The 26,339-nt window shown below is 66.3% G+C and carries 18 protein-coding genes and 1 pseudogene; 10 read left to right on the top strand and 9 right to left on the bottom strand.

The features are described 5' to 3' along the window. Positions 1-76: 76 nt before the first annotated feature. Positions 77-721, bottom strand: coding sequence for a maleylpyruvate isomerase N-terminal domain-containing protein (locus tag IF46_RS0126010; RefSeq protein WP_030491007.1), 645 nt, complete (start codon positions 719-721; stop codon positions 77-79). A gap of 234 nt (positions 722-955) precedes the next feature. After that, a complete protein-coding gene (locus IF46_RS0126005; protein ID WP_030491006.1) occupies positions 956-2,335 on the bottom strand; it encodes a glycosyltransferase family 4 protein in 1,380 nt (459 codons plus the stop codon). Between the two features lie 292 nt (positions 2,336-2,627). Here IF46_RS0126005 and glgX point away from each other — a divergent pair, with 292 nt between their 5' ends. From glgX to treZ, 3 genes are read left to right on the top strand one after another with little or no spacing between them, the layout of a single operon-like run. Then, positions 2,628-4,745: a glycogen debranching protein GlgX gene (gene glgX, locus IF46_RS0126000; RefSeq protein ID WP_030491005.1), complete on the top strand. Its 2,118-nt coding sequence runs from the start codon at positions 2,628-2,630 to the stop codon at positions 4,743-4,745. A 1-nt stretch (position 4,746) separates the two neighbouring features. Then, positions 4,747-7,044, top strand: a complete 2,298-nt coding sequence (treY, locus tag IF46_RS0125995; protein ID WP_030491004.1) for a malto-oligosyltrehalose synthase — start codon at positions 4,747-4,749, stop codon at positions 7,042-7,044. Beyond that, on the top strand, positions 7,041-8,765 hold the full coding sequence (gene treZ / locus IF46_RS0125990; protein WP_030491003.1) for a malto-oligosyltrehalose trehalohydrolase: 1,725 nt from the start codon (positions 7,041-7,043) through the stop codon (positions 8,763-8,765). The genes treY and treZ overlap by 4 nt, the downstream gene beginning before the upstream one ends. Before the next feature lie 47 nt (positions 8,766-8,812). On the opposite strand, the gene IF46_RS34545 is transcribed toward treZ, so the two are convergent. The 5 genes from IF46_RS34545 to IF46_RS35785 form a co-directional block, all read right to left on the bottom strand. Continuing rightward, positions 8,813-9,970 (bottom strand): hypothetical protein, encoded by a 1,158-nt coding sequence (locus IF46_RS34545; protein ID WP_157563490.1) that lies wholly within the window; start codon positions 9,968-9,970, stop codon positions 8,813-8,815. Further along, on the bottom strand, positions 9,971-10,474 hold the full coding sequence (locus IF46_RS0125985; RefSeq protein ID WP_030491002.1) for a DUF4365 domain-containing protein: 504 nt from the start codon (positions 10,472-10,474) through the stop codon (positions 9,971-9,973). Between the two features lie 280 nt (positions 10,475-10,754). Continuing rightward, positions 10,755-11,177: a pentapeptide repeat-containing protein gene (locus IF46_RS35790; protein ID WP_420063593.1), complete on the bottom strand. Its 423-nt coding sequence runs from the start codon at positions 11,175-11,177 to the stop codon at positions 10,755-10,757. 1,128 nt (positions 11,178-12,305) lie between these two features. After that, positions 12,306-13,997, bottom strand: a complete 1,692-nt coding sequence (locus IF46_RS34540) for a hypothetical protein (RefSeq protein ID WP_157563487.1) — start codon at positions 13,995-13,997, stop codon at positions 12,306-12,308. Next, the gene (locus IF46_RS35785; protein ID WP_084598057.1) at positions 13,994-14,611 is read right to left on the bottom strand and encodes a HEPN domain-containing protein; all 618 of its coding nucleotides are present in this window, start codon (positions 14,609-14,611) and stop codon (positions 13,994-13,996) included. The genes IF46_RS34540 and IF46_RS35785 overlap by 4 nt, the downstream gene beginning before the upstream one ends. On the opposite strand from IF46_RS35785, the pseudogene IF46_RS35665 reads away from it, so the two are divergent. After that, positions 14,595-14,927, top strand: a pseudogene (locus IF46_RS35665) (helix-turn-helix domain-containing protein); the annotation flags it as partial. The gene IF46_RS35785 and the pseudogene IF46_RS35665 overlap by 17 nt on opposite strands. Positions 14,928-15,557: 630 nt before the next feature. On the opposite strand, the gene IF46_RS35310 reads toward IF46_RS35665, so the two are convergent. Continuing rightward, the gene (locus IF46_RS35310) at positions 15,558-15,839 is read right to left on the bottom strand and encodes a hypothetical protein (protein ID WP_232234169.1); all 282 of its coding nucleotides are present in this window, start codon (positions 15,837-15,839) and stop codon (positions 15,558-15,560) included. Between the two features lie 141 nt (positions 15,840-15,980). On the opposite strand from IF46_RS35310, the gene IF46_RS34905 reads away from it, so the two are divergent. Both IF46_RS34905 and IF46_RS0125970 read left to right on the top strand, forming a co-directional pair. After that, positions 15,981-16,142 carry a hypothetical protein gene (locus IF46_RS34905; protein WP_198041538.1) on the top strand — a complete coding sequence of 54 codons (162 nt, stop codon included), beginning with the start codon at positions 15,981-15,983 and terminating at the stop codon, positions 16,140-16,142. Next, positions 16,129-17,370 (top strand): helix-turn-helix domain-containing protein, encoded by a 1,242-nt coding sequence (locus IF46_RS0125970; protein WP_030491000.1) that lies wholly within the window; start codon positions 16,129-16,131, stop codon positions 17,368-17,370. Before IF46_RS34905 ends, IF46_RS0125970 begins: the two co-directional genes overlap by 14 nt. A 61-nt stretch (positions 17,371-17,431) precedes the next feature. On the opposite strand, the gene IF46_RS0125965 is transcribed toward IF46_RS0125970, so the two are convergent. Further along, on the bottom strand, positions 17,432-17,764 hold the full coding sequence (locus IF46_RS0125965) for a CU044_2847 family protein (protein ID WP_030490999.1): 333 nt from the start codon (positions 17,762-17,764) through the stop codon (positions 17,432-17,434). Positions 17,765-18,443: 679 nt separating this feature from the next. Between IF46_RS0125965 and IF46_RS33435 the strand changes: the two genes are divergently transcribed. The 4 genes from IF46_RS33435 to IF46_RS0125945 all read left to right on the top strand — a co-directional run bounded on the left by IF46_RS33435 (position 18,444) and on the right by IF46_RS0125945 (position 26,129). Beyond that, on the top strand, positions 18,444-23,723 hold the full coding sequence (locus IF46_RS33435) for an eIF2A-related protein (RefSeq protein ID WP_420063591.1): 5,280 nt from the start codon (positions 18,444-18,446) through the stop codon (positions 23,721-23,723). After that, entirely contained in the window at positions 23,720-24,412 is a 693-nt protein-coding gene (locus IF46_RS0125955) for a phosphotransferase-like protein (RefSeq protein ID WP_030490997.1), read from the top strand. The genes IF46_RS33435 and IF46_RS0125955 overlap by 4 nt, the downstream gene beginning before the upstream one ends. A 6-nt stretch (positions 24,413-24,418) precedes the next feature. Then, the gene (locus IF46_RS0125950; RefSeq protein ID WP_157563486.1) at positions 24,419-25,543 is read left to right on the top strand and encodes a hypothetical protein; all 1,125 of its coding nucleotides are present in this window, start codon (positions 24,419-24,421) and stop codon (positions 25,541-25,543) included. 241 nt (positions 25,544-25,784) lie between these two features. Next, complete coding sequence (locus IF46_RS0125945) at positions 25,785-26,129, top strand: GlsB/YeaQ/YmgE family stress response membrane protein (RefSeq protein WP_198041537.1); 345 nt, start codon at positions 25,785-25,787, stop codon at positions 26,127-26,129. Positions 26,130-26,339: the final 210 nt, after the last annotated feature.

Below are 26,339 nucleotides of genomic sequence, written 5' to 3'. Positions count from 1 at the left end.
ACGGCGAGCGCCGGGGTTTGACGGTGGGTGGGCGTTGATGGGGGTCGTGGTGCTCTGGGTGGCGGCGGCCGGGCGCTCAGAAGGCGGAGATGTTCCGGGCTCGCTCGCTGCGGCTCAGTGCGCTGATCAGCGCGGACTGACCACGGCGGCGTACGGCCAGCCGCACCAACAGGTCGCGGACCGGGTCGAAGACGTCCGCAGGGAACTGCGGTGTGGGTACGCCGATGCTCACCGCGAGGTCGTCGGAGTGGACCACGATCTCCAGTTGGCGGGTGAGCAGGAACTCGGCGCGCGGAAGGGCCCAGCCCTGCCACGGGATCGGGACGACGTCGCGGGCTTCTCCTCGGGAGAGCAGGTGACCCACCTCCTGCAGCGCGAGGACGGATCGGGCGCGCAGGCGCGCCAGGCCCTGTGCGGCCTCGGCTTCGTCGGAACCCGCTGCCACCGACTCCTCGTCCGGAGGGCCCTCGGTGACCCAGGCGGCCCGCTCGTAGTGGCCGTCGGCCGACTCCAGCAGAGGTAGGTCGGTCGGCATCGGCAGCAGTTGCGCCGCGCGTACCGTCTGACGGCCCAGATGGCAGGCCAGGGCTCCCACGGACAGGTGCGGCAGCGCGCTCGGCCGTGACCACTGCTCGGACACCTCGGGGCGGCGGATCAGGTCCAGAGCGATCGAGGCGGCGATCGGGAACGTGGCGTCCAGGGCGTCGACAGGGCGAGACATTCCCACATCCTGGCAGGCCCGACCGACAGGCACCGAGCTGCGCGGCCCGCTCGTCACGGCCCGCTCGTCACGGCCCGCTCGTCACGGCCCGCTCGTCACGGCCCGCTCGTCACGGCCCGCTCGTCACGGCCTGATCGACTCGGCTTTCAGGAAGTCGGGGCATCCCCGGCACCGGGACACCCCGAGTTCAAGAAAACCGAGCCGATCACGGCGCGACCGAGGCGGGCCGAACGGTCAGCGCAGGCCGGCGGCGGCGAGCAGGTTGCCCTCGGGGAGCGCCGGGACGACCCGACCCTGCGACATGCGCTGAGCGGTGAACTCGGCGTCGTGGTGGATGGCGGCGGCGTAGCTGGCGGCGGTGCGCTGGGCGATCGCGGACCAGCCGTACTGGTCGTGGACCATCCGACGAGCGCGACGGGCCATGGTGCGGGAGTGGTCGGCGTCGGACAGCAGCGCGTGCACGGCGTCGGTCAGGCCGTCCGGGTCGTGCGGGCGGAAGGTCATCCCGGTGACGCCCGGCTCGACGATCTCGGCGAGGCCACCGGTGGCGGCGACGGCCAGGGGCGCCCCGGCGGCGGCGCCTTCCAGGGCGACCATGCCGAACGGCTCGTAGATGCTCGGCACGGCGAAGCAGTCGGACGCGGCCATCAGCGCCGGCAGGTCGGTGCCGCCCAGGAAGCCCGGCATGCTGACCATGCCGCCCAGGCCGCGGCGGTGCACCTCGGCCTCCAACTCGGCGCGGTACGGGCCGTCGCCGGCGATCACGGCACGCAGGCCGGGGTGGCGCTCACGCAGTCGGGGCAGCGCGGCGATCAGGTGCTGCACGCCCTTCTCGTAGACCAGTCGGCCAGCGAAGGTGATCAGCTTGCCGTCGCCGGCGAAGCGAGCGCGGGCGGCGGCCACGGCACGGGCGGGCACCCGCCAGCGGTGCGGCTCCACGCCGTTGGCGACCACGTCGACCCGCCCGACCGGTACGCCGAAGAGCGCGTTCACCTCGTCGCGCATGTACCCGGAGCAGACGATCACCCGGCCGGACTCGCTGCTGAGCCACTGCTCGACGCCGTGGATGGTGCGGTTCATCTCCTCCGGCAGCCAGCCCTGGTGCCGGCCCGCCTCGGTGGCGTGAATCGTGCTGACCAGCGGGATGTCCAGGTGGTCGCGCAACGTCATCGCGGTGTGCGCGACGAGCCAGTCGTGGGCGTGGATGACGTCGTAGCTGCCGGCCTGGGTGGCGCGCAGGGCGGTGCGGGTGAGGGTGTGGTTGAAGGCCATCGTCCAGGCCAGCAGCGAGTCGGTGGCGAGCGGGAACGTCACCGGGTCTTCGGGGGCCCGCAGGACGACGGTGACCTCGTGGCCGGCGGCGGCGAGGGCGACGGAGAGGGCGTGCACGTGTCGGCCGAGACCGCCGACGAGCACCGGCGGGTACTCCCAGGACAGCATGAGGATGCGGCGGGTCTGCGGGCGCACTCCGGGGCCGGGCTGCGCCGGCCCGACCACGCCGGGCTGCGCGGTGGGACCGGACTGGGTCGGGAGCTGGGGCCGGGAGGTCAGGGTGGGCCGGTGGGTCCGGTCCAGGGTGGCAGCGAGCTGCTCATCGACCCGCAGGGTCGTCACATCTATCTCCGTCCATGCATGGTGGTACGCGCCGGCGTCAGTGGCGGCGGAGCGAGAGGTGTAAGGGGTGGCCGAGGGCCTGGCGGGCACGCGCGAACGCTTGTCCCGCATCAAGGAAAGTCCATCGAACCCCAGATCGCATCTCGAAAAGGGTCATCGTGACGGAGGACACCTGAACGGTCGTAGCGCGCATCAGACAGGTCGTTTCCGGCCACCGCCTGGAAGGATGGATTGGCGTGCCCGGGGGCAGGGCAATACCCGCGTGCACATGACCGTGGTTCGAAGGAGCGACATGCAGGTCTGGCCGGGCGAGCGGTACCCCCTGGGCGCCACCTACGACGGGATGGGCACCAACTTCGCCATCTTCTCCGAGGTGGCCGAACGGATCGAGCTGTGCCTCTTCGACGAGTGGGACACCGGCGCGGAGCGCCGCGTCGAGCTGCGCGAGGTCGACGCGTACGTGTGGCACGCGTACCTGCCGGGCATCGAGCCGGGGCAGCGCTACGGCTACCGGGTGCACGGCCCGTACGACCCCGCGAACGGGCTGCGCTGCAACCCGCACAAGCTGCTGATCGACCCGTACGCCAAGGCCATCGACGGTGACGTGACGTGGGATCCGGCGGTCTACGACTACGACATGACGCAGCCGGAGCGGATGTCGGAGACCGACTCGGCGCCGTTCATGCCCAAGTCGGTGGTGGTCAACCCGTACTTCGACTGGGGCAACGACCGGCCACCGCGCACCCCTTACCACCACTCGGTGATCTACGAGGCGCACGTACGCGGACTGACCATGCGCCACCCGGACATCCCGGAGGAGCTGCGCGGCACGTACGCGGGCATCGCCTCCCCGCCGATGATCGACTATCTGACCCGGCTCGGGGTGACCGCGATCGAGCTGATGCCGGTGCACCAGTTCATCCACGACAACCGGCTCGTCGATCTGGGTCTGAAGAACTACTGGGGTTACAACACCATCGGTTTCTTCGCCCCGCACCACGGCTACTCGGCGCTGGGCCGGACCGGCCAGCAGGTGCAGGAGTTCCGGGGCATGGTCAAGGCGCTGCACGCGGCCGGCATCGAAGTCATCCTCGACGTGGTCTACAACCACACCGCCGAGGGCAACCACCTCGGGCCGACGCTGAGCTTCAAGGGCGTGGACGCCCCGAGCTACTACCGGCTCAGCGAGGAAGATCGCCGCTACTTCGTCGACTACACCGGCACCGGCAACAGCCTCAACGTGCGCAGCCCGCACTCGCTGCAACTGATCATGGATTCGCTGCGCTACTGGGTGACCGAGATGCACGTCGACGGCTTCCGCTTCGACCTGGCCGCCACCCTGGCCCGCGAGTTCTACGAGGTGGACCGGCTCTCCACCTTCTTCGAGGTGGTGCAGCAGGACCCGGTGGTCAGTCAGGTCAAGCTGATTGCCGAACCGTGGGACGTCGGCCCCGGCGGCTACCAGGTGGGCAATTTCCCTCCGCTGTGGACGGAGTGGAACGGCAAATACCGCGACACCGTGCGGGACTTCTGGCGCGGTGAGCCGGCCACCCTCGCCGAGTTCGCATCCCGGATCTCCGGCTCGGCCGACCTCTACCAGGACGACGGCCGGCGACCGTTCCACAGCATCAACTTCGTCACCGTGCACGACGGGTTCACCCTCAACGACCTGGTGTCGTACAACGACAAGCACAACGAGGCCAACGGCGAGGAGAACCGGGACGGCGAGAGCCACAACCGCTCCTGGAACTGCGGCGTCGAGGGCGACACCGACGACGAGGCGGTGCTCGCCCTGCGGGCCAAGCAGCGGCGCAACTTCCTGGCCACCCTGATGCTGTCGCAGGGCGTGCCGATGATCGGCCACGGCGACGAGCTGGGCCGCACCCAGCACGGCAACAACAACGTCTACTGCCAGGACAGCGAGCTGGCCTGGGTCGACTGGGACAACGTCGACGAGCAGCTGTTGGAGTTCGTCCAGACGCTCACCGCGTTCCGCAAACGGCACCAGGTGTTCCGCCGCCGCCGGTTCTTCACCGGCCTACCGGTGGGCGGACGCGGCATCGACGAGCCGCTGCCCGACCTGGCCTGGCACACCCCGGACGGGCGGGAGATGACCGGCGACGACTGGGGCAACGACTTCGGCCGCTCGGTGGCGCTCTTCGTCAACGGCGAGGGCATCCCCGAGCGCGGCCAGTACGGCCAGCGCCACCACGACGCCTCGTTCCTGCTCTGCTTCAACGCCCACGACGCGCCGCTGGACTTCACCATCCCCGGCAGCGAGTACGGCCAGAAGTGGGAACGGGTGATCAGCACGGCCGAACCCGAGCCGGGCGACGCCACGGTGATCAGCGCGGGCGGCACCATCCGGGTGCCGGACCGTTCCCTGGTGGTGCTGGAGAGGACGATCTGACATGGCCGTGCAGTCCACGTACCGAATCCAGGTCCGCCCCGGCTTCGACCTGGACGCCACCGCCGCGATCGTCGACTACCTCGCCCACCTCGGCGTCAGCCACCTCTACAGCGCCCCGCTGCTGACCGCCACCCCCGGCTCCCAGCACGGCTACGACGTGGTCGACCACCGGGCCGTCAACCCGGAGCTGGGCGGGGAGGCCGCCCGGCAGCGGCTGCTGCGCGCGCTGCGCGACCAGCAGCTCGGCCTCGTCGTCGACATCGTGCCCAACCACGCCGGGGTCGCCGTCCCGGCCGCGAACCCGCCCTGGTGGGACGTGCTGCGCCGAGGCCGCGACTCCACGTACGCCGACTGGTTCGACATCGACTGGGACCGGGGCCGGCTGCTGCTGCCGGTGCTTGCCGACGACCCGGCCGCCCTGGACGACCTCAAGGTCGTCGACGGCGAGCTGCGCTACCACGAGCACCGCTTCCCGATCGCCGACGGCACCGGCGACGGCAGCGCCGCCGAGGTGCACGACCGGCAGCACTACGAGCTGATCTCCTGGCGTCGCGGTGACGCCGAGCTGACGTACCGCCGATTCTTCGCCATCGCGGGCCTGGCCGGTCTGCGCGTGGAGGACCCGGCGGTCTTCGCCGCCACCCACGACCTCGTCCTGCGCTGGGCCGCCGCCGGGGAGGTCGACGGCATTCGCGTCGACCACCCGGACGGCCTACGCGACCCGGCCGGCTACCTGACCCGGTTGCGGGCCGCCGCGCCAGACGCCTGGCTCGTGGTGGAGAAGATCCTGGAGTACGGCGAGGAGCTGCCGGACTGGCCGGTCGACGGCACCACCGGCTACGACGCCCTGGCCGCCGTCAACGGTCTCTTCGTCGACACCGACGCCGAGGGCGACTTCACCGCGCTGGACACCCGACTGACCGGGCAGCACACCTCCTGGGAGGACCTGACCCACGCCACCAAGCTCGCCGCCGCCACCGGGCTGCTCGCCGCCGAGCTGACCCGACTCGCCGCCCTGGCCCCCGAGGTGCCCACCGAGCAGGCCCGCGCGGCGCTCGCCGAGCTGGCCGCCGCGTTCGCCGTCTACCGCGGCTACCCGCCGCACGGCGCCCGGCACCTCGCCGCCGCCCGCTCCGAGGCCGGCCGCCGCCGCCCCGACCTGGTCCTCGCCCTGGACGCGGTCACCCGCCGGCTGCGCGACCCCGCCGACGAGCTGGGCATGCGTTTCCCGCAGCTCACCGGCGCGGTGATGGCCAAGGGCGTGGAGGACACCGCCTTCTACCGCTGGACCCGCTTCGTGGCGCTCAACGAGGTCGGCGGCAGCCCCGCCCACTTCGGGGTGCCGCCCGCGGAGTTCCACCGCTTCGCCGCCGCCCACCAGGTCCGCTGGCCCGCCAGCATGACCACCGTCTCCACCCACGACACCAAACGCAGCGAGGACGTCCGTGCCCGCCTCGCCGTGCTCAGCGAACTGCCGGGCCGCTGGGCCGAGCAGGTCAAGACCTGGATGGAGTACGCCCCACTGCCTGACCCGGCGTTCGCCCACCTGCTCTGGCAGACCGCCGTCGGCGCGTGGCCGATCGAGCGCGAGCGGCTGCACGCCTACGTCGAGAAGGCGGCCCGGGAGGCCGCGGCCTCGACCAGTTGGGCCAACCCCGACCCGGCCTTCGAACAGGCCCTGCACGCCGTGGTCGACCGGATGTACGACGACCCGAGCCTGCACGACGAGCTGACCGAACTCGCCGCCGCCATCACCCCGGCCGGCTGGTGCAACTCGCTCGGGCAGAAGCTCGTGCAGCTCACCATGCCCGGCGTGCCGGACACCTACCAGGGCACCGAGCTGTGGGACAACTCCCTCGTCGACCCGGACAATCGCCGCCCGGTCGACTTCGACGTACGCCGAGAGCTGCTGGCCCGCATCGACGGCGGCTGGCGTCCCCCGATCGACACCGACGGAGCGGCGAAGCTGCTCGTCGTGTCGCGGACCCTGCGGTTGCGGCGGGCGCACCCGGAGCTGTTCACTACCTACCGGCCGGTGCCCGCGCACGGGCCGGTGGGCCGGCACGTGGTGGCCTTCGACCGGGGCGGCGCGATCACCGTGGCGACCCGCCTGCCGCTCGGCCTGGCCCGCGCCGGTGGGTGGTGTGACACAGCCTTGTCACTTCCCGTTCACGAGGTGAAGGACCTGTTCACCGGTCGGGTCTACAGTGGCGGAGAGGTCCCGCTGGACAATCTTCTGGCCGACTATCCCGTCGCTCTGCTGGCTCCTCCCACCACCTCCGTGGAGGCTGCTTCATGACCGAATTCTCCGTCTGGGCACCCGACGCCACCCGCGTACGGCTACGCCTGACCGGCGACACCGACCACGAGATGCGCGTCGCCGCCGACGGCTGGTGGCGGGTCGACGTGCCCGACGCCGGCCTCGACTACTCCTTTCTGCTGAACGACGACGAAACCCCACTGCCCGACCCCCGCTCACCGTGGCAACCTGCGGGGGTGCACGGGCCGAGCCGCCGCTACGACCACGCCGACTTCGCGTGGTCCGACAGCGCGTGGACCGGCCGGCAACTGCCCGGCAGCATCCTCTACGAGCTGCACATCGGCACCTTTACCCCGGAAGGCACCTTCGACGCGGCCATCGACCGCCTCGACCACCTGGTCTCGCTGGGCATCGACCTGATCGAGCTGCTCCCGGTCAACGCCTTCAACGGCGAACACAACTGGGGGTACGACGGCGTCTGCTGGTACGCCCCACACGAGCCCTACGGCGGCCCCGACGGCCTGAAACGGTTCGTCGACGCCGCCCACGCTCGCGGGTTGGGGGTGATCCTCGACGTCGTCTACAACCATTTCGGGCCCTCCGGGGCCTACGCGCCGCAGTTCGGGCCCTACCTCGCCGAGCAGAGCAACAGTTGGGGCCGCTCGATCAACCTGGACGGCCCGCACTCCGACGAGGTACGCCGCTACATCATCGACAGCGTCCTCATGTGGCTACGCGACTACCACGTCGACGGGCTGCGGTTGGACGCTGTGCACGCCCTGCCCGACTCGCGGGCGGTGCCGCTGCTCGAAGAGCTGGCTATCGAGGTCGAGTCGCTGTCGACGCACCTGGGGCGGCCGTTGTCGCTGATCGCCGAATCGGACCTCAACGACCCGCGGCTCATCACGCCTCGGGAGGCGGGTGGGTTCGGGCTGCACGCGCAGTGGAACGACGACGCGCACCACGCGCTGCACACGTTGCTGACGGGGGAGCGGCAGGGGTACTACGGGGACTTCGGGTCCCTGGAGACGCTGTCTGATGTGCTGACCGGCGGGTTCTTCCACGCGGGGACCTGGTCTAGCTTCCGCAACCGGCACCATGGGCGGCCTGTTGATCCTCGTGTGCCGGGGCACCGGTTCGTGGCGTACCTGCAGAACCATGATCAGATCGGGAACCGGGCTACCGGGGATCGGATCTCGGCTTCTCTGTCGCCGTCGCTGCTGCGGGTTGGGGCGACGTTGCTGCTGACCGCGCCGTTTACTCCGATGCTGTTCATGGGGGAGGAGTGGGCTGCCTCTACGCCGTGGCAGTTCTTCACCTCGCATCCGGAGCCTGAGCTGGCTACCGCCGTCGCTTTGGGGAGGCGGCGGGAGTTTGCGTCACACGGGTGGGCTGAGGGGGACGTTCCTGACCCGCAGGATCCGGAGACGTTCGTGCGGTCGCGGTTGGACTGGGCTGAGCTGGACAAGCCTGAGCATGCTTCGATGCTGTCGTTTTATCAGCGGTTGATCGCGCTGCGTCGGTCGTCGCCGGACCTGTCTGATCCTCGGTTGAACGCTGTCTCTGTGCAGCACGGGGACCAGTTCCTGCTGATGCGACGGGGGGACACGCTTGTGGTGGCGAACCTGGCTGGGCGGGGGCAGGGGGTGTCGCTGCCTGGGGTGGCTCGACGGGTGCTGTTGGCTACGGGGGAGGGCGTCACCGTGATGCGGGACCGGATCCAGTTGCCAGCGGAGACTGCGGCGATCGTGGCGCTCTGAGCCAACAGAACCGGCAGGGTATCGGTCAATGTCGTGGTTGGCGAGGTTTATATGTTGGGTAGCCGTTGTTCAAGTTCGAACAAGTGCACGTTCATGACTGGTTGCTTTCCCTCTTCTATGTGAAGGTCGCCGCGCACCATGACAGAGCACCTTTTGTGGCTCTCGACGGCCTTCTGATAGTCCTCTCTTTCCAAGGTCATTCGAATTACTCGGCGTTTCCCGCCGACTATCGCATGGACTCGCACTGATCCACCGACGTCCTCCGCCTTGCTAGATAGGACTTCAACCCAGCCGTATATTACCTGCTCTCTATCCTCAATGTCTTTGCGAAGGCCGCGTGCGATACGTCGTAATCGAGGAACGGACTCGGAAGGAAACACAACACTTCTCCGAACTCCTAGCGGTAGCGATACGGCGGGAGCCCATTTGAACCCTACCTCGAAATTTTGAACCGTGGGATCGCGGAGCGAACGAAGTACGCCATCGCACAGTTCGTATGAGATGCCCTCTCTGACCCCGTCATAAACGTCACGGTTGGTTGGCTCCGTTCCGCTTCCTACGCCTAATTCGTGCAGGGCTGTTAGCCCTTTCGCGAGCGTAACGACCATGCGGCGGTCGTAGGACAATTCTTCGACCTCTTCGACAAGGCGTGGTCGATCATCGTCCCATGAGGCGTCAGGAACGCGGGCCTTTGTAATTACTGGGACAACGTACGATCCAGGACGGGTGTGTCCCACCAGGACGTTCCGTGCCTGTTCCCTGGCTCTCTTGGGTACCGAATGGCCGAAGTAGCCTCGGCGTTTCAGGGTGGCAGCGGCGGCAGCAATGACCATTTTCTTGGCCGAATAGAAGAGCTTGTGTCCTGCGTCCAGGGGAAAGACTGAGTTGTCTAATTTGTGCCCAGCGGAAACATCCGTCACGTCCACAAATTGCCGGCTCATCTCGTCGCGAATATCTTCGCCGGGGCGTTGCTCATAAGATTGGAGGTCCTGTAGCAAGATGTTGCGTCTGATCTCGAAATCCGCGGCAGAAACGATCCTAGGAACGAGCAGTTCGGAGTCGCTGCTATCTGCACGGTTTGACGTCCAGATCTCTGCGACTCGGCTCGACGCTGACACGTTCCATCCCGAACGCGCCAGGTAGCTTGATATCTCGTCTGGCCCAATGAACAGCGAGACTGCTGTCACTGCATCAGTAGTACCCATTTACGCGACCATCCCATCGCGGACACCCAGAGCGTGGCGGCGGGAATGCTCGAACATGCGCTCCAGCGCGTCACGATTTAGGCGATGAGCGAAGGGGAGATGGATAACGGTCGTGGTTGACGTGTTGACCGAGGGCTTGTCTTGAATGCACGCATAAAAAGCGGCGCATCTCAAGAGTAGGTATTCATCGCCGTGAAGGTGAATCCAATCCTTGATATCCCTCGGAACAATCATGACGAACAGATACCCGGGTGCGGAACGATCTGTCCCGCGTAGCTTGTCGTACGTCTTTACGTCCAGGTCGAACGCGTATGAGTCACCCAGTCTTCGCAGCTCTTGTGTGCACTTGAGCTGGATGTCGACCATCCGACCGCGTCTACGTAATGTCGTATCTACACCATCCTTGTCCACTGCCCACTCGCCCAACGTGCAGCCCTCGCGCGCTGCGACCGCGTGAAGGAAGGCACGGCTGATTTGCTCCTTTTGCCACGTCTCGGCGTCCAACTGTGACCTCCCTGCGGTTGCTACTGAATGGAATGTAGCGTTTACGTTCAGCGATTGGGAAGGTGTGAAGCTTGGCAATTCGGCTCGTCGGTGATGGTCGTTTAGTCATGTATCTTGACTACGTGGACCTTGACCCTGTGTAATCTTGCTGGGCAGCTCGCACTGGCGAGCAAAGAGCTTCCGCCATTGGGGTCAGATTCGTTGGTGGAGAGAACTTAGGGTCCACTCAATCTGCGGGAACCTGGCACTTAGACGGCAGCACGAGTTCTGGCGTGTGGAGCTAAGACGCAGTCCCGCTGGACGCCGGTGCAGTCGCTTCGGGCCGCAAAGTCTGCGGCGGGCAAGCCCATGGTTCTCGTTCATGGGCCTCTCGCCAAGCCTCGCAATCTATGACTCGTGCAAGGACCCATGGGTCGTCTCGAAGAGCCTCGGGCAATTTCGTTGTGCTGTCTATGAACGCAACAGAAAGTTGCTCGGCGGTGAGACCTTGCGCGCCACGTAAGTCCGAGCCATCGAAATGCACACGTTCGAGTTGTGCACCGTCCAAAAGCGCATGGCGCAGGTTTGCGCCTGATATCGCAGACGACCGCAAGTCCGATTCTCCAAGCCAAGCCCACCGCAAATCTGCCCCGTTTGCAATTGTCCGCTGAAGGCTTGCTCCGCGAAGATCAGCTCTTCGGAGGTCAGCGCCCGTCAAGAACATTCCGGTAAGGCGGGGAGTTTGGCGGAAGTCATAAGCTCGTATGCAGAGGTTCGGCAGGCTTACTCCACGTAGGTCTGGGCGATTTGGTTCGTCCCGTTTAGGGCGCCGAGCGATGACGGCCATGGCGGCATCGAGGTCGTATGACGGCTCATCACCGAACTCCGGGTGCTCAAATGGATCCCGCGAAGGGGCGACGATCCCGGAAAGCCCCGGGGGCGTGTCTCGTCTGGGAGTGCGGGCTCGAATGAAGGCGCAAAGGATGGCGAGTACAGTCGCGTGCTCCTGCTCGGACTCCGACATTACATGTTCAAGAGTGAATAAACCGCCGAGTCGCTCCTCAAGTTTGTCGGATGACAGTAGGGCAACACCGTTCTTGAAGCGTTCGGTTACTTGTCCTCGCCGCGACAAGTAGAACGTCCGAATGGTAAACCCTAATCCGATAACGGCGGCCAATCCGCCAAGAGCGGTGAGTACGGTCTGGCGCACGGCATTCAGTGCGGCTACTTCATCTTTTGTGTCTAGGCTTCGAACTGGTGTTCCGGCAATCCAAGATGACAGTGGCCCAAGTATCACGGCCGTCAGCAACAGGGCGCAGGCTAGGCAGAGCAAGACGAGAAGGATTAGTCTCAACTCCGACCGCCGCTGAAACAGCCGAGCTAAGCTGCCGATGGCTCGCCTGACCAAAGGTAGGGGCATGCCTCACAGCTCACAGCATCGGCTACAGATGACGCTACTGCTTGGAGGCGCTTGCCTCCGTTGTGTCCGGCATTTGACAGGGCGACGTGTAGATCTGCCCGCATAGTCCCCAACCTGGACTGCATTAGCGGGTTACTAGTTCAGACCGACGCTTGTCCTCGGCCCTCCCAACTCTCCGCTGAATCTCTTGGGGCGGATCGTCGTAGTAGTGGAAAGACCCGACAGGCATGCAGTGCAGCTTGGCGACCTGTGGGCTCTCGCCCGTCAATGAACAGCAGGTAGGCGATGTCGGCAGAGGGCTTGACCGGGACGGCCCCTCGGGTAACTCGCATCTTCCAGAGGGGCAGTAGGCAACCGAGGAGTCGATGACTAATCGCGACTTGGACGTGACCGTAGCGTTCGGACATCGGGTGTCAGGCAGGCTGACGGCGTTCAGTAGCTAGGCTCGTCAGCCAGGTCGGACAGGCGGTGGAGCGGAAAAGTCGGTGCGCCTCGAAGGATCGCAATGACTCTCAACGGAGTGTTCCCTGTACGATCAGATCCAGGAACATTCGCGCCACGTGTCTTGCGCGACACAATTCGGCCACCCACAAAATCTAGCACTCTGATGCCCTGCTTAAGCCTCGATCCAGAGAATTGGCTGAGGTCGAGCATGAAGGCTTCCGAACGATGTCCGGCCGCATGAGGATCGGAAACTCCGCCGTCGACCAGATGAATGAGCCGCTGATCTAGAAGGTCAGTCAGGATGTTGTAGCGATGCGGCCAGTCTTCTTTCTCTCGGTATCCCACCAAGAAGTACGTGTAGCTGGAGTCCTCCAAGCAGAAATTTCGCACTCGTTTCAGGGCTTCAACGGTTCGAGTGGCAGAAGCGACATTAGCCGCCATGTCTTCTTCCAGTTCCTGCACCTTGACCTGCGCAGCGTCGCCCGCAGCTTGATTCACGTCCTGAACACCCACGAGCTTGGCATTAGGTCTGCGTTGGGCTTTGCTGATGGAACTGCCGGCCAAAATAAGATAGTCACGTGGAACCGCCCCCGAAGCAAGGACAAGGCGGTCCAAGGCGGCTCCGTGGAAGAGTCTCGTTAGAGTTGGCACGCCAACACGGCGGGCATACTGAAAGAGGATATTTTCCAGGAAAGACTTAGCCCGAGCGGGATCCTGCAACGTCACGTCCAAGTCAAGGAGTTCTGCATCATGACCTGTCTGCAGCCCAAGCGGTGGTGACGACTGGAACCACCGGGTCAAGTGTCTAATGGAGGCGATCTTCAACCAAGCGTCGCAGTCGCGAACGCAGCCGTGCAACATGTCGAGAAGGCTGGGTTGAACGATGCGAGGCAGGTAGTAGAAGTCATCGATGAAAATAAAGATCCTGAGGCCGCTGGCTTCCAGAAATCGCTTGAGTAGTCGCTGAACCTCCGGAACAAGTCGATCAGCTTCTTCTCGTGCTAGTGGGGCCTGCCGCGCGAGCAGGCTACGTGTTTGTTCGTATAGTTCTGCGCCTAGGACGGCAATTGCGGATGCGGAACGAATTTGCTGCTGCTTAGCTAGAACGGTTGAAACAATTTCGTCAACTACGTAGACGAAAACACGCTCGATTTGCTGGCTGCGTAAAGTTTGCATGTTAATCCAGCACGATATCGCACTCTCGGGTTTCAGGGTGCTCCGGGCCTCTACCAATAGGGCCGACTTGCCCGCTCCTCGACGTCCGAAGATTAGGTGATGGCGCGGTGCCGTAACGGCTGGAAGGTTGAGGTGTGCGTCGCGTACATAGGAAAGGCTGGGCTGGGCTTCGGAGACCCGAGATCTTGCACTAATGAGCCGCATTAGATCGAGAGCGCGGTCATCTTGCACCCCTAGTACCAGCGGTGATGAGTTGTCTTCGACCAACTTGCGGGGAGCTTTGCGTACAATGACGAACGCTCGGCTCGACGGCGAGGAGATCTCATCGTCAAGATCATTTCCGATTTGAGCCGCGACTGGCAGATCGGATTCCTCGACCAGGACGATGTAGTTGGTCTCGTCTGGGTATGCCTTGACTGAAACATCGATCACCCGAACGTTGCCGCGTGAGCTAAATTCCTGCCGAATGAAGGCTGGGATTTCAGATACAGGAACGGCGTTCATAGGTGATTGCAACCCTTCGCTGCCAGATATTGCCGCACTAAGGCGAGTAAAGTCGGTGCTTCGACGGCTAACCCCTGGGCGACGCCGCGCCAATATTGTACGTCAGTAGGGTACGGGTCATAGTCGGCGGCGTTTCGATGAGCGCGAGCATCCTTTAGGGTGTTCGTCCACTGAGCAGCATCGGGGAAGTCCTTAGGTATCTGACCCGGCAGTGCCTGATGGGACTCGTGGTCGTCGCCGCCGTACCTGTAGAAGACTACTGCTCGCGTTGCGTGATACATGCCGTAGTAGTTTCGGCTTATGGCGTCGCGATACTGAGCGGGCCGGGCGCGTAGAAGCCTGCGGCCTGAACTTACGAACTGCTCCGCGAGTCGCAGCCTGTCTGCGCAGGCCCGGTGCCGAAGATCTTCCAGTCCTCCCGCTGACGTGCCTGCAAGGTAGACCCCTTCCAGAAAGAGGTCAACCGTCTTCTTTGTCCCTTTGCTGACGCGTAGCAACGCTGCCTCGGGGACAGCCGCGAGTTGCTGCTTCTTCTGGCGGCGAGGAGGAGGCACCGCTGGATCATAGTTGAGGTCAAAGCGAGTCGACCGACGCCGGATGCCGGCCACCAACATTGTGACTTTCGGCACCCGGACCGCGTCCCGTCCGGAGAGTACCGTCGATGGCTGCAGGATTGCTGGCTGCGGTAGGGATCGTCAGCGGTCAACTCGATGTAGGAGTGCTGCCATGCCCCCACGTGCAACCACCATCGTCGACCCCTGTTTCGCCGCTGAGCTGCGGCGATTTCGGGCGGCGCGGGGTTGGTCGCTGCGGCAACTCGCCGCCGCTGTCAACCATGGCAAGAGCCTCATTCACCAGCTAGAGGCCGGACAGACTAGACCGACTGCAGAAGTGGCCGTCCGGCTCGATGACGCTCTTGAGGCAGAGGGTGCATTAGCAGCACTAGTCATCGAAGCGCCCGATGGCGGTGATCGGTTAGCCTACGCGGCAGCGCACCCTCGCCGAGTCGATCCTGCGGCCGCAGACGCCCTCGCCGGCCTTCTCGCTGGCTATCGCCGGCTCGAGGATGCCATCGGGTCGGGCCCCATCATGGGGCCAGTTCGTGCCCACCTTGATACTGTGACCGTTCTCTTGCGGGAAGCTCCGCACGACGTAAGGCCCGACATTGTCGAAGTGGCTGGGCAGTGGGCGCAGTTCGCAGGCTGGTTGTCTATCGCGCGGGGTGACGACCGTGCCGCCGCACGATGGAACGCGAGGGCGTTGCAGTGGGCTATCGAGGCGGCCAATACGAACCTCGTTGCCACTGTACGGTCCTTTCAGGGGCACCAGGCCGAGTTGCGGCACGATCTTCCAACTATGATTGAGCTGTCGCGGGAGTCGCGAAGTAACCAGGCGGTGAACTCGGGTCTGCGCGCCTACTGCGCAGGCCAGGAGGCCAGGGGCCTCGCTATGGCCCGCGGAGCCACTGCCGATGTGCTCGCGTGTCTTTCGGAGGCGTCAGACCTGTCGGCTCAGGCGGCAGAGGAACCTGTGTCCCCGTGGGGCTACTGGTACACAGCCTCATTCTTCGCCGTCCAGCGTGGGATCGTCTGGCGGTACCTCGGTGCGGCGGACGGTCGTGCGAACGATCGAGCGCTCGAGCTGCTCACAGCCGGAGTCGCCGGCGTGAGCGAGGAAGCCAGCGGTGCTGAGTGGCAGGGCCGCAACTTGGTGCATCTTGCCGTCGCTCAGGCGCAGGGCGGGGACGCGGCGACGGCCCGCGAAACCCTGGCGGCGGCAGACACCATTGCGCTTGCCACGGCATCCCGAGAACTCGCCCGCCAGGTGACCGATGCTGTCCACCACCTCCGACTGTCCGCTATGCCGTAACGGACGCGTTTCGCCTGGTCCACCACCGATCGTCGCATTGAGGATGACGGTGGGTGACGCCGCTGGTGGGAGTTCCGAAACCGACGTCGCACCCACGGCCCGGTGGAGGTGGGCATGCAGGGCGACGAGTCAGCAAACAGAGGTGAGCAGTCCGAGGCGGCCGAGCGGGAGGCTGCCAAGCAGCGCCTCATCGCCCAGGCCGAGGCGGAGCGCGTACCCGTGGAGGACACGACCCGCGCGGTCCCGGACCGGCGGTGGCGGCGTGACCAACGATGACATCCCGATCGGCCGACGTGTCGCCCGCTGGCGGGTGCGGCGGTCGATGACGCAGCAGATGCTTGCCGACCGGCTGCGCAGGTCGAAGAGCTGGGTGGACAAGGTGGAGCGCGGCGTGCGCGCCCTGGACCGGTACTCAGTCATCCAGGAGCTGGCTCACGTTCTGCGGGTCGATCCGGAGGTGCTGCTCGGACAGCAGCGGCCGACGCCTGCCGGCCCGCCGGACGGGGTGGACGACATCCGGGCCGCCCTCGCCCGCTACGACACCCCGCAGGCCCCGGAGCAGACGGAAGAGCTGAGGAGACAGGTCGGGCACGCCTGGCTGACCTACCAGCACGCGCACTACGGGCAGTTGGTGCGGATCCTGCCGGGTCTGCTCGACACCGCCCAGGCCGCGCGGTCACCGGAGCTGTTGGTGCAGACGTACCGGATCACCTCGTCGCTGCTGGTCAAGCTCGGGGAGGCCGACCTCGGATGGCTGGCCGCCGACCGGGCGATGTCCGCCGCCGGCGATGACCCGATCCTGGCGGCAACGGCAGCCATCTCGGTAGCCCAAGCGCTCCGCGCCTCCCACCGCGACCACCTGGCCCTAACCGCAACCCTGACTGCGGCCAACCGCATCACCCCCACCCCAGCCCGCCCCTGTGATCATGAGATTGACGGGCCGGTTGGAGATCAAACCGATCGTCAACCTCATGATCGACGAAGCGGGAGCGGGAGCGGGAGCCGGAGCGCGGGGGAGTGGGCTGTGGGCGGGACGTTGCTGGTGCAGGCCGCCCTGGCTGCCGCCGGCTGCGGCGAGCACCGCCGCGCCGACGAGCTGACCGACCGGGCCGCCGGCATCGCCGCCCGCCTGAGGGGGTACGACGATCAGCACCGCACCAGCTTCGGACCGATCGCTGTCGAGTTGGCATGGGTGCTGGTGGCGACGCAACGGGGTGATGCCGTCGATGCGCTGCAAAGACACTCGACTGTCGTGCGGCGGAAGGCATGGCAGCGGTTGCCGGCCGAGTATCGGGGTGCCTACCTGGTGGACGCCGCGCGGGCGTACCTGCAGGTGGGTGACGTGCGCGGGGCGGCACGGGCGCTTGTCGACGCGGACAGTGTCGCGCCGGCTGAGGTTCGGTGCCGGCCGTTAGCGCGTACCGTGATCGCCGATGTTGCCCGCGCGCAGCCGGCGCCGGCCGGCGTGGCGCGGCTGGCGACGCTCGTCGGCCTGACCCGATGAGGCCCGTGCCGGTGCTGAGCGCGTGCCGGCAGATGCCCGGTCAGCTTGAGTAGTCGGTGCATTACGCCGGTCTTCTCCACGCCATGGTCATCACGAAATTGGCCTCGGCGGTGCCCTTGGTAAAGATGATGCCGGTTTCGCCACCAATGGTCAGGCCGAGTTCCATGGAGACCTCGTCGGGAGCATGCTCGGCATTCCGGACGGTGGCCAGCATCGTGCTGATCGCCGGCAATACCCGGCCGAGCGACGCCGCGAGTGAGAACGCCGCAGTATCGGGACCGTCGGTTCTCTCGGAAGCCAGCTCGACGCCTTCGAGGTTGTGGACGTCGACCTCGACCTCGATCACGTCGTCGGTCCCGTTGCCAATCGGAACCCTGAGCAGCTTCTTACCCATGTTTCTCCTCGGCGAGTAGCTCGTCGGATCGGACGGATTCGGGGTCTGTCAGCACGACGATTGTGGGTGCGGGTCGCCCTCGGTGGCAGTCTGTCGCCTTGTTGACTCAACTATGTGTCGCCAACATGCCTCGGTGACAATGTGGTCCCTGTTGATCTAAATGGTTTGATGACAGGCGGGCTCTGTGGCAGGCGGGGTGCACCGGAGGCGCAGGCCGGAGCGAGGCATAGCGCAGATCGTCGATGCCGACGGCCGTCAGGCCGGGTTGGCTTTCGCGGTGGCCGAAGGCCGCATGGTCACCTGTGCGCACGTGATCAATTCGGTGCTCGGGCGACCGCTTCGCGACGCGTCGAAGCCGGACGGGCCACCACTGATTCTGCTCTTCCCCTTCGGCCAGACGAGTGACGCCTCGGTGCCGCGACGTGCTGCCACTGTGGAGAGTTGGCAGCCGACCAGTGGTGCGTTCGACGGCGCTGACCTGGCCATTCTGCGAGTCATGGGTGACCTGCCGCCGGGCGTGGAGATCCTGACCCTGGCCGACCAGCCTCCGGTGGGGGCGGTGCAGATGTGGGGTCCGGTGGCCGGTCGTGCCAACCCTGGGCACGTGACAGGCACCGCGCGCGGCGAGGTCCAACCCGGTCGGATCCAGGTCGACCAGAGCACGCAGGGCGCCTTCCGGGTGAAGGCCGGGTTCAGCGGCGGCCCCGTCTGGTTGGCGGACACCGGCGAGATCGTCGGCATCCTGCAGGCATCCGCCACCGATGGCGGTAGTGACGCCTACATCCTGGATGTTTCGCTGATCAGGGGCAGTGTTCGGTCTCCACCTGCCGCTGCGACGGCACAGCTGTCCGTCCTGCAACTTCCCGACCTGCGCTTCATCGCCGACGACGGGCGCCATCACCAACATCTGGTCAACACAAATCTGCGCCACGAGACGGCGGTCGCGCGGCTCCTCGCCGACCTGCACGGGGGATGGCGGTCGGAGGTCCCGTCACCGGATCTGATCGTCGCTACGGGTGACCTCGCGGATCGTGCCATGCCCGCCGAGTACGAGGCGGTGTACACGTTCCTCGTCGAGTTGGCCGCAGGGCTCGGCCTTGGCCCGGACCGACTGGTCCTCGTCCCTGGTGATCACGACGTGAACCGGCTGAAGAGTCAGGCGTACTTCTTGGACCGGGAATCGGAGGGGTTGCCGGCGTTGGCGCCCTACTGGCCCAAGTGGGAACCCTACGCCGCCGTCTACCGGAGCATCCGCCAGACGGGATTCACGCGGGAAGAGCCGTGGAGCCTCTTCGAGTACCCCGAACTGCGTACCGTCGTCGCCGGAATGAATTCGACGATGGCCGACAGCCATCAGAGCGGCGACCGCGTCGGCTGGCTCGGCGACGAGCAGCTCCGCACGTTCAAAGCGCACCTGGAGAGGGCGGGTAGGGCGGGCTGGACCCGAGTCGGCGTCCTGCACCACGACCCAATGCCGGGCCCGGACGCAGAGGGGACGGGCCTGCGCGACGCCGACCGTTTCGCCGATCTGATCGCCGGCGACGTTGACCTGGTTCTGCACGGTCACCACCGCGACCATCGGGTTCGTCTGCTCGGTGCCGAGACAGTGCCGGTGGTGGGCACCGCGGCGGTTGCCGCCGACCGGGCGGGACGCGGAGCCGACGGGTACCAGTTGGTGCGGGTGGAGAGCGACCGGATCAGGGTGTGGGCCCGCCGCCAGGACCCCGAAAGCGGTCGCTGGGAAGCGGACTACAGCGTCAGCAGCACCGGACGGCAGTGGCAGCGGGACATCCCGCGTACCACGGCGCGGACGAGCGCTTCCCGTCCTCCGCGTTCAACTCAAGGCACACGCGAGCCGGGCCCCTCCGGAAAACCCATCCTGAGCCTTCTCGGGACGGACACCTTCCTGGACCGGGTGGCGGAAGTCTGCCGACTGCGCGAACCCGCCGCGACGGTGACACCCATGAACGGCTATCTGCGGGTGTCGGTCAATCGGGCCTCCACCCCGGACGCGCCGCCCATCATCGAGCAATACCCGGTCCTTGCGCTGGACGCCACCCCGACGCAGGCTGACGTCGAAGCCTTCGTGCAGGGCGTCGCAAGTCGGTACCGCGCGGTGGTGAGCGCGGGAAACGCCAAATTCGTGTACGGGGGCGACGCGGCCCCCGACAGCCTACGAACCTGGGCGGCGCGGCGCGGCGTCGAACTGCTCAGCTTCGCCGAGCACCAGATGGGGTTCGACCCGCGTCCGTACGCCCAGCGGCAGACGACGTCCCTCACGACCGACCCGACCTATCCGCCCGGTCTGTACGTCCCGCAGCGTTACGCGGAGATCGACTCCTTGGGCGGGACCGGGACCGACCAAGACGATGCTCTCGCACGTATCAGAGGGTGGCTCGCCGAACCGGCCGGGCACCTCGTGCTGGTCCTTGCGCCATCAGGGCACGGCAAGACGTTCCTGCTTCGGGAACTGGCGCGTCGCATGCACACCGAGGGCGACCCGGCAGTGCCGGTGATCGTGCACCTGCGCGACATGGAGAAGGCGCACGACCTGGACGAACTCGCCGCCGCGCAACTCATCCGTGGCGGCGAGCGCCGCGTTGATCTGGAGATCTTCCGTTACCTGCTCCGGGAAGGCCGCATCGCTCTGCTCTTCGACGGCTTCGACGAGCTTGCGGTCCGGATGACGTACGAACGCGCCGCAGATCATCTTGCGACAATCGTGCAGTCGGCCGCCGGTCGAGCGAAGGTCGTACTCACCAGCCGCGGGGAACACTTCCTGACCGACACCCAGGTCCTGTCCGCGCTCGGGGAGCAACTGACCGGCATCACCGGGCGACGGCTCGTGAAGATCCGCTCATTCGACGACGTCCAGATCAGGAGGTTTCTGTACAACCGGCTCAACGACGACAAGGCGGCGCAGCAGCGACTCGACCTGCTTCGCGACGTGCGTGACCTGCTGGGCCTGTCCCGCAATCCGCGGATGCTCGACTTCATCGCCAGGATCGACAACGAACGCCTCGTGGCAGCCCGAGACGCCACCGGCGGCATCACCGCGGCCCGGCTCTACCAGGAGTTGCTCACCCAGTGGCTGGAGTTCGAGCAACGCCGCCTCGACCGACCGGGCGGCGCTCCGCCGCTGACGGTGGATCAACTCTGGCATGGCGTGACTGTCCTCGCGTCCGCCTTATGGAACTCGGCCGAATCCGGACTGGGAGTGGACGAACTCGGCGACGCGGCCGACGCCATCAACGCCCTTACCGGGCCAGGCTCCGGGCCACGTAGGGACCGCGAGCACGCGGTGCACCTCCTGGGATCGGGCACGCTGCTGGTCCGCACCGGTGAACGCAGGTTCTCGTTCGTGCACCGCTCCGTCCTGGAGTGGTTGGTCGCCCGGCAGATGGCCGTGCAACTCGGCGACGGCGAGGCTCCGGACCATCTCAACCGACCGATGTCCGAACTCATGGTGGAGTTCCTCGCCGGGCTCGCCGACGTGGAGGTGGCCCGCCGGTGGGCACGGTCAGCCCTTGACGACGTTACCGCCTCCGCCACCGTCAAGGAGAACGCGATGCTGCTGCTCAAGCGTCTGGGCACCGAATCCGCGTTACGCCTGGCGGGCAACGATCTCCGAGGTCATGACCTGTCAGGTCGAGACCTACGCGACGCGGACTTCCGCTCCGCCGATCTCACCGACGCCCGCCTCAACGAGGCCGACCTGACCGGCGCCACATTCGTCGACGCCCTGCTCATGCGAGCCAGGTTCGATCGGGCGAACCTCACCCGGTCCGACCTGAGCGGCTCGGACCTCACCGGCACCAGCCTCCTCGGCGCGGATCTGACCGACGCAGTCTTCGACGGCAGCAAGCTTGTCCGCGCCAAACTCGTGGGCACAGCGGTCACCGACGCCATGCTCTCGTCGGCGACGACCACCGTCGGCGCCGCGCTCCCGGGGCTGATGCCCGAGCATCAACTTCCCCTTGCCCGCGCCTCGCTGCAGGAGCTTGCGTTCTCCCCGGAGGGCAGCATGATCGCCGCCGCCGGCGGCGACGGGGTGGTGCGCGTCTGGGACACGAGCACGGGGCGTCTGGTGCGCGGGTTGCCCGGCAAGGGAGGCACAGTCTGGTCGGTGCGTTGGTCGCCGGATGGGAGGCACCTCGCATCCGCGGGCGGTGACGGTGTGGTCCGGATCTGGGATGCGGGTAGTGGCAAGCTCGCCGGGACTCTCGATCACCACGAGCGACGCGTCCTATCAGTCGCGTGGTCGCCCGACGGCCGCTACCTGGCAACGGGCGACGGTGACGGCGTGCTCCGGGTCTGGGACGCAGCTGACCATAGTCTCGCCTCGCTGTTGGAGGCGCATACGGGAGCGGTGGTATCGGTCGACTGGTCGCCCGACTCGCAGTTCCTGTCGTCTGCCGCCAACGTCGTACGGATCTGGCACGCCAGTAGCGGCAGACAGGTGCGGGAACTTGCTGGTTACGTGGATCGGGTCTGGTCGGCGGTGTGGGCGCCGGAGGGGCATCTGATCGCCTCCGCCAGTCTGGACGGCGCGATCCGCGTGTTCGACAGCCGGACAGGCATCGAGCTACACGTACTGGCCGCCCATTCGGGTGCCGCGCTGTCGGTAGCCTGGTCTCCCGACGGATCCCGACTCGCCTCCGCTGGCGGAGACGGGATCGCGCGGATCTGGGACGCGCAGACCGGCCAGATCGTGAGCACGATGACTGGCCATGATGGTGCGGTGTTGGCCGTGGCTTGGTCTTCGGACGGTCGATACCTCGCCTCAGCCGGGGAAGAAGGCTTGGCGTGGCTGTGGAGCGTCGACACCGCCGCATCCTTGCGTCAATTGACCGGCCACTCGCGCTCTGCCCTGTCGGTGAGATGGTCACCCGATGGGCGCCAAGTAGCCTCGGCCTACGCCGAGGGCACCGTGCGTGTCTGGCAGGCCGACACGGGAATTCCTACCCGGGAGTTGCGTGGCCGGGCACGCTCCGTCTGGGCTGTCGACTGGTCGCCGAGCGGTGGCCAGATCGTCTCCGCAAGTGTGGACGGCATGATTCGGATCTGGGACGTCGGAACCGGCGCGTTGTCGCGTGAATTCGCCGCGCACGTCGGCGAGGCATGGTCCGTGAAATGGTCGCCGAAAGGCAATTGCATTGCCTCGGCCGGTGACGACGGCGCGATTCGCATCTGGAGCACCGAAGACGGCGCACTGGTACACGATCTGACCGGTCACGTTGACCGAGTCTGGTCACTGAATTGGTCCCCTACCGGAGATCTGTTGGCTTCCGCCGGTGTCGATGGGACTGTTCGGATCTGGAACACGCAAACGGGAAAGGTGGTCAGACGGCTGACCGGACAGTCCGGAGAGGTATGGTCGGTCACCTGGTCTCCAGATGGTCGTCGGTTCGCTTCGTCAGGTGGCGACGGAGTGCTACGGATCTACGAGGTCCAGCAGACCGCGATCGTCCTGGTCTTGACCAGCCCGGGTGCCGGGGTGTGGTCGGTTGCCTGGTCACCGACCGGTCGGCACCTCGCCTGCGCAGGGGTGGACGGAGCGATCCAGGTCCGGGACGCTGGCAGCGGCGACGTGGTGCAGCGTCTTGCGGGTCATGTTGGTCGAGTGTGGTCACTGAGTTGGTCGCCGGACGGCTCACACCTCGCGTCGGCCGGCGGTGACGGGGCGGTTCGCGTGTGGGAGGCAGCGACCGGCGCACGTCGTTACGCCTGGGTGCCGCTGGGTGATGGCGGCTGGGCCATCCTGCTCGACGATCTTCGTTACAAAGTTGAGGGATCTGTCGCCGACGAATTCTGGTATACCGTCAACATGTGCCGGTTTGAGCCCGGGGAACTCGACCCGTATCTGCCCATGTTGCGGCGTCTACCTGCCGATGCGCCTGTTCTCTCGGTTGCGAATGACCACGCAACGGGCGGCGATGACCTGGGCAACACCGAATGACCGGCGTACCGGGTGCGGGACCACGACGGACCACGTGGGCGACGCTCATCATTACCGGTCCGCCGGCGGCGGGGAAGACGACCATACGCCGCGCGATCCGCCCCCTGTTCGACGCTCTCTTCGACACGTATCTCGACATCGGCGTCGACGAGGTGCTGCGCGGGATGCACCGAGATGGACGACTCGGCACCGACGGCACAATCGGTCAGGACGGGTCACTCCTTCTCGGCGGTGACTGGCGGAGGCACGTACGCCTTGCTCTCGTCGAACTGATCAGGACCCGCCAGGAGTACGACGGGCCCGCTCTCATCGAAGCGCCCACCGAGGCGGCATGGGTTGTGCCCTTCGTGCAAGATCGAGTCTTGGCGATGAGTTCGGCGATCCTGTACGTCAAGGCACCCCTCGAGGTGCGGGCCGAGCGCAATCTGCACCGGGCGTCCGGCCGAATCTCGCAGGCCAATCTGCTCGCCATGCCGAGTTCACTGGCACCGGACAACCTTGCGGAGGTGTTGCAGGCGTCGCGCCACGTTCTCTTCGCCGACGCCACCCTGGACGTCGTCTCGACGCTTGCGATCACCGAGCCTTTCGTGCGGTCGTACCTGGACTCGCTTGAAGCGCCGCTGGAGCAGACCGCACACCGTGACAGGCGGGCCAGGGGATTACCCGGGATGCAGGTTGGGGAGGTGTGAGCACCCATGATCGGTCTCGACGTCGGCGAACAGTTGAGGCGTCACGGATGGTGCCGGATCGGTCTTGAGCCCGACGACAGCACGTTGCGAGAGCTCCACCTTCTGCGGGAACAATTCGCGCGAGGTTTCGCGGGAACCATGGAGGCGTCCGTGCCGCGCAGCGAGGAGGTGGCCTCTGGTCAGTACGGCTACACCGAGGACGGCGACGAAGGAGACGGCGAGCTGCGCGAGGTCCGTAGCCACCTGGTGTTCAACCAGTCCGTTCCGCCCACCCACCCGCTTGCGCCACTCTCACCGCTCTTCTACGGCAAGGACTTCGACCTCGGAGAGTTCGCCCACCTGGGACCGCTGGCTCGTCGCCTCCACGAGATTCTCGATCTCTTGACCATGGAGATGGCCGAGCTTATCGAAGAAGATCTGCACCTCGACTTCGGCGAGATTGCCGGCCAGCTGGCGATGGGTGAACGACTCCTGAGACTGCAGTGGTATCCCGCCCTACCAACCGGGCACGTCAGGGAGTATCCGATCGAAGGAGGTGCGAAAGCCGCCAGGGTGCTGGGGATCGCTGAACCCGGCGTCGCGTCACCCCTGGTGCGGGTCAGCCCTCACAAGGACATCGGACACTGGACCTGGCAGGTCTACGCCACCGATTCGCAGCTCCGATTCCAGGACCCCACCTCCGGTGACACCGTCGCCGCCCCGACCGGGCAATGGATGTACGGCAACGTCTGCGAGTTCCTTGAGGACGACCATCCTCGCCTGCGTGCACCCACCCACTGGGTCGACCTGGGTGGCGACAGCGAGTTGCGTAATCGGGTGTCGGTCTCGTATTTCGCCCACGTCCGCCCCACCGTCGTGGCGGGGGAGGTAACGGCCGGCTCGAAGCTCTACGCCCGCTTGGTGAGCCTCGGGTACGTCTCAGCAGACGAGCAGGGCATCGTCGAACGGCTTCTCGCTGACGACAACCACGCCGATGCGCGCCTGGTCGAGCAGGTCGTTGACTGGGAAGGGGTGAACGGCGGTCCGCCGCCAGGTTTCGCGGTCAGTCTGTCGCGATATTTCCAGCGCACACGCAACGGCGAGGTTCATCGAAAGACCAAGGAGCAGGCCGGCCTTCTCAGGGATCGGTGAGCGCTGGTGGACGCGGACAGTGTCGCGCCGGCTGAGGTTCCGTGCCGGCCGTTGGCGCGTACCGTGATCGCCGATGTTGCCCGCGCGCAGCCGGCACTGGCCGGCGTGGCGCGACTGGCGACGCTCGTCGGCCTCACCCGATGTAAGGACGCCACCCTCCACACCCCCCCACGGCCGGGGCGGGTTTCCGGGAACGTGAGTTTCGGGCATGTACCTGGGCACTGCTGGAGGGGAGACGGCAATGCTGGTAACTGGTTATCTCGGCGCGGTGCTCATCGGTGCTCTCGTCGGCCTGCTCGGCCGACTCATCCTGCCGGGGAGGCAGCGGATCGGCTTCTTCGCCACGTTCGTCATCGGCGTCGGCTCGGCGGTGCTGGGCACCGTGGTCGCCAGGGCGCTTGATATCGACGACGGGGCCGGCGTGGAGGTGTGGGTGCTGCGCTGGGACTGGGTGGTCCTCGCGATCCAGGTCGGCGTCGCGATCATCGCCGTGGCGCTGGCGAACATGCTCACCTTCACCCGGCTTGCGGGCGGTGACGACGATGCCCCCCGTCGACGGACCCGTCGCAGCCGGGCCAAGAGCTGAAATGGGCGAGCCACCCAGGTGGCCGCAGTGCGCGCCGCCTGTCGTTGGCTGTCCCAGCTGACCTGCGCGGGACGGCGCGGAGGGACCACCCGTCCGAGTGGTCCCTCCGCTGGTTTGCTGGTGAGTGGCTAAACTTCAGGTTGGCAGTTCACCTGTGCTCTGCTGCGGCGGGCGCAGCCTCGGGAGGGTGTTCCAGCACCCTCTCGAGGG

The organism is Micromonospora chokoriensis, from assembly GCF_000718555.1.
Taxonomy (GTDB): Bacteria; Actinomycetota; Actinomycetes; order Mycobacteriales; family Micromonosporaceae; genus Micromonospora; species Micromonospora chokoriensis_B.
Note: the sequence above shows the minus strand (reverse complement) of the source record. Positions and strands in the feature narration are given on the sequence as shown.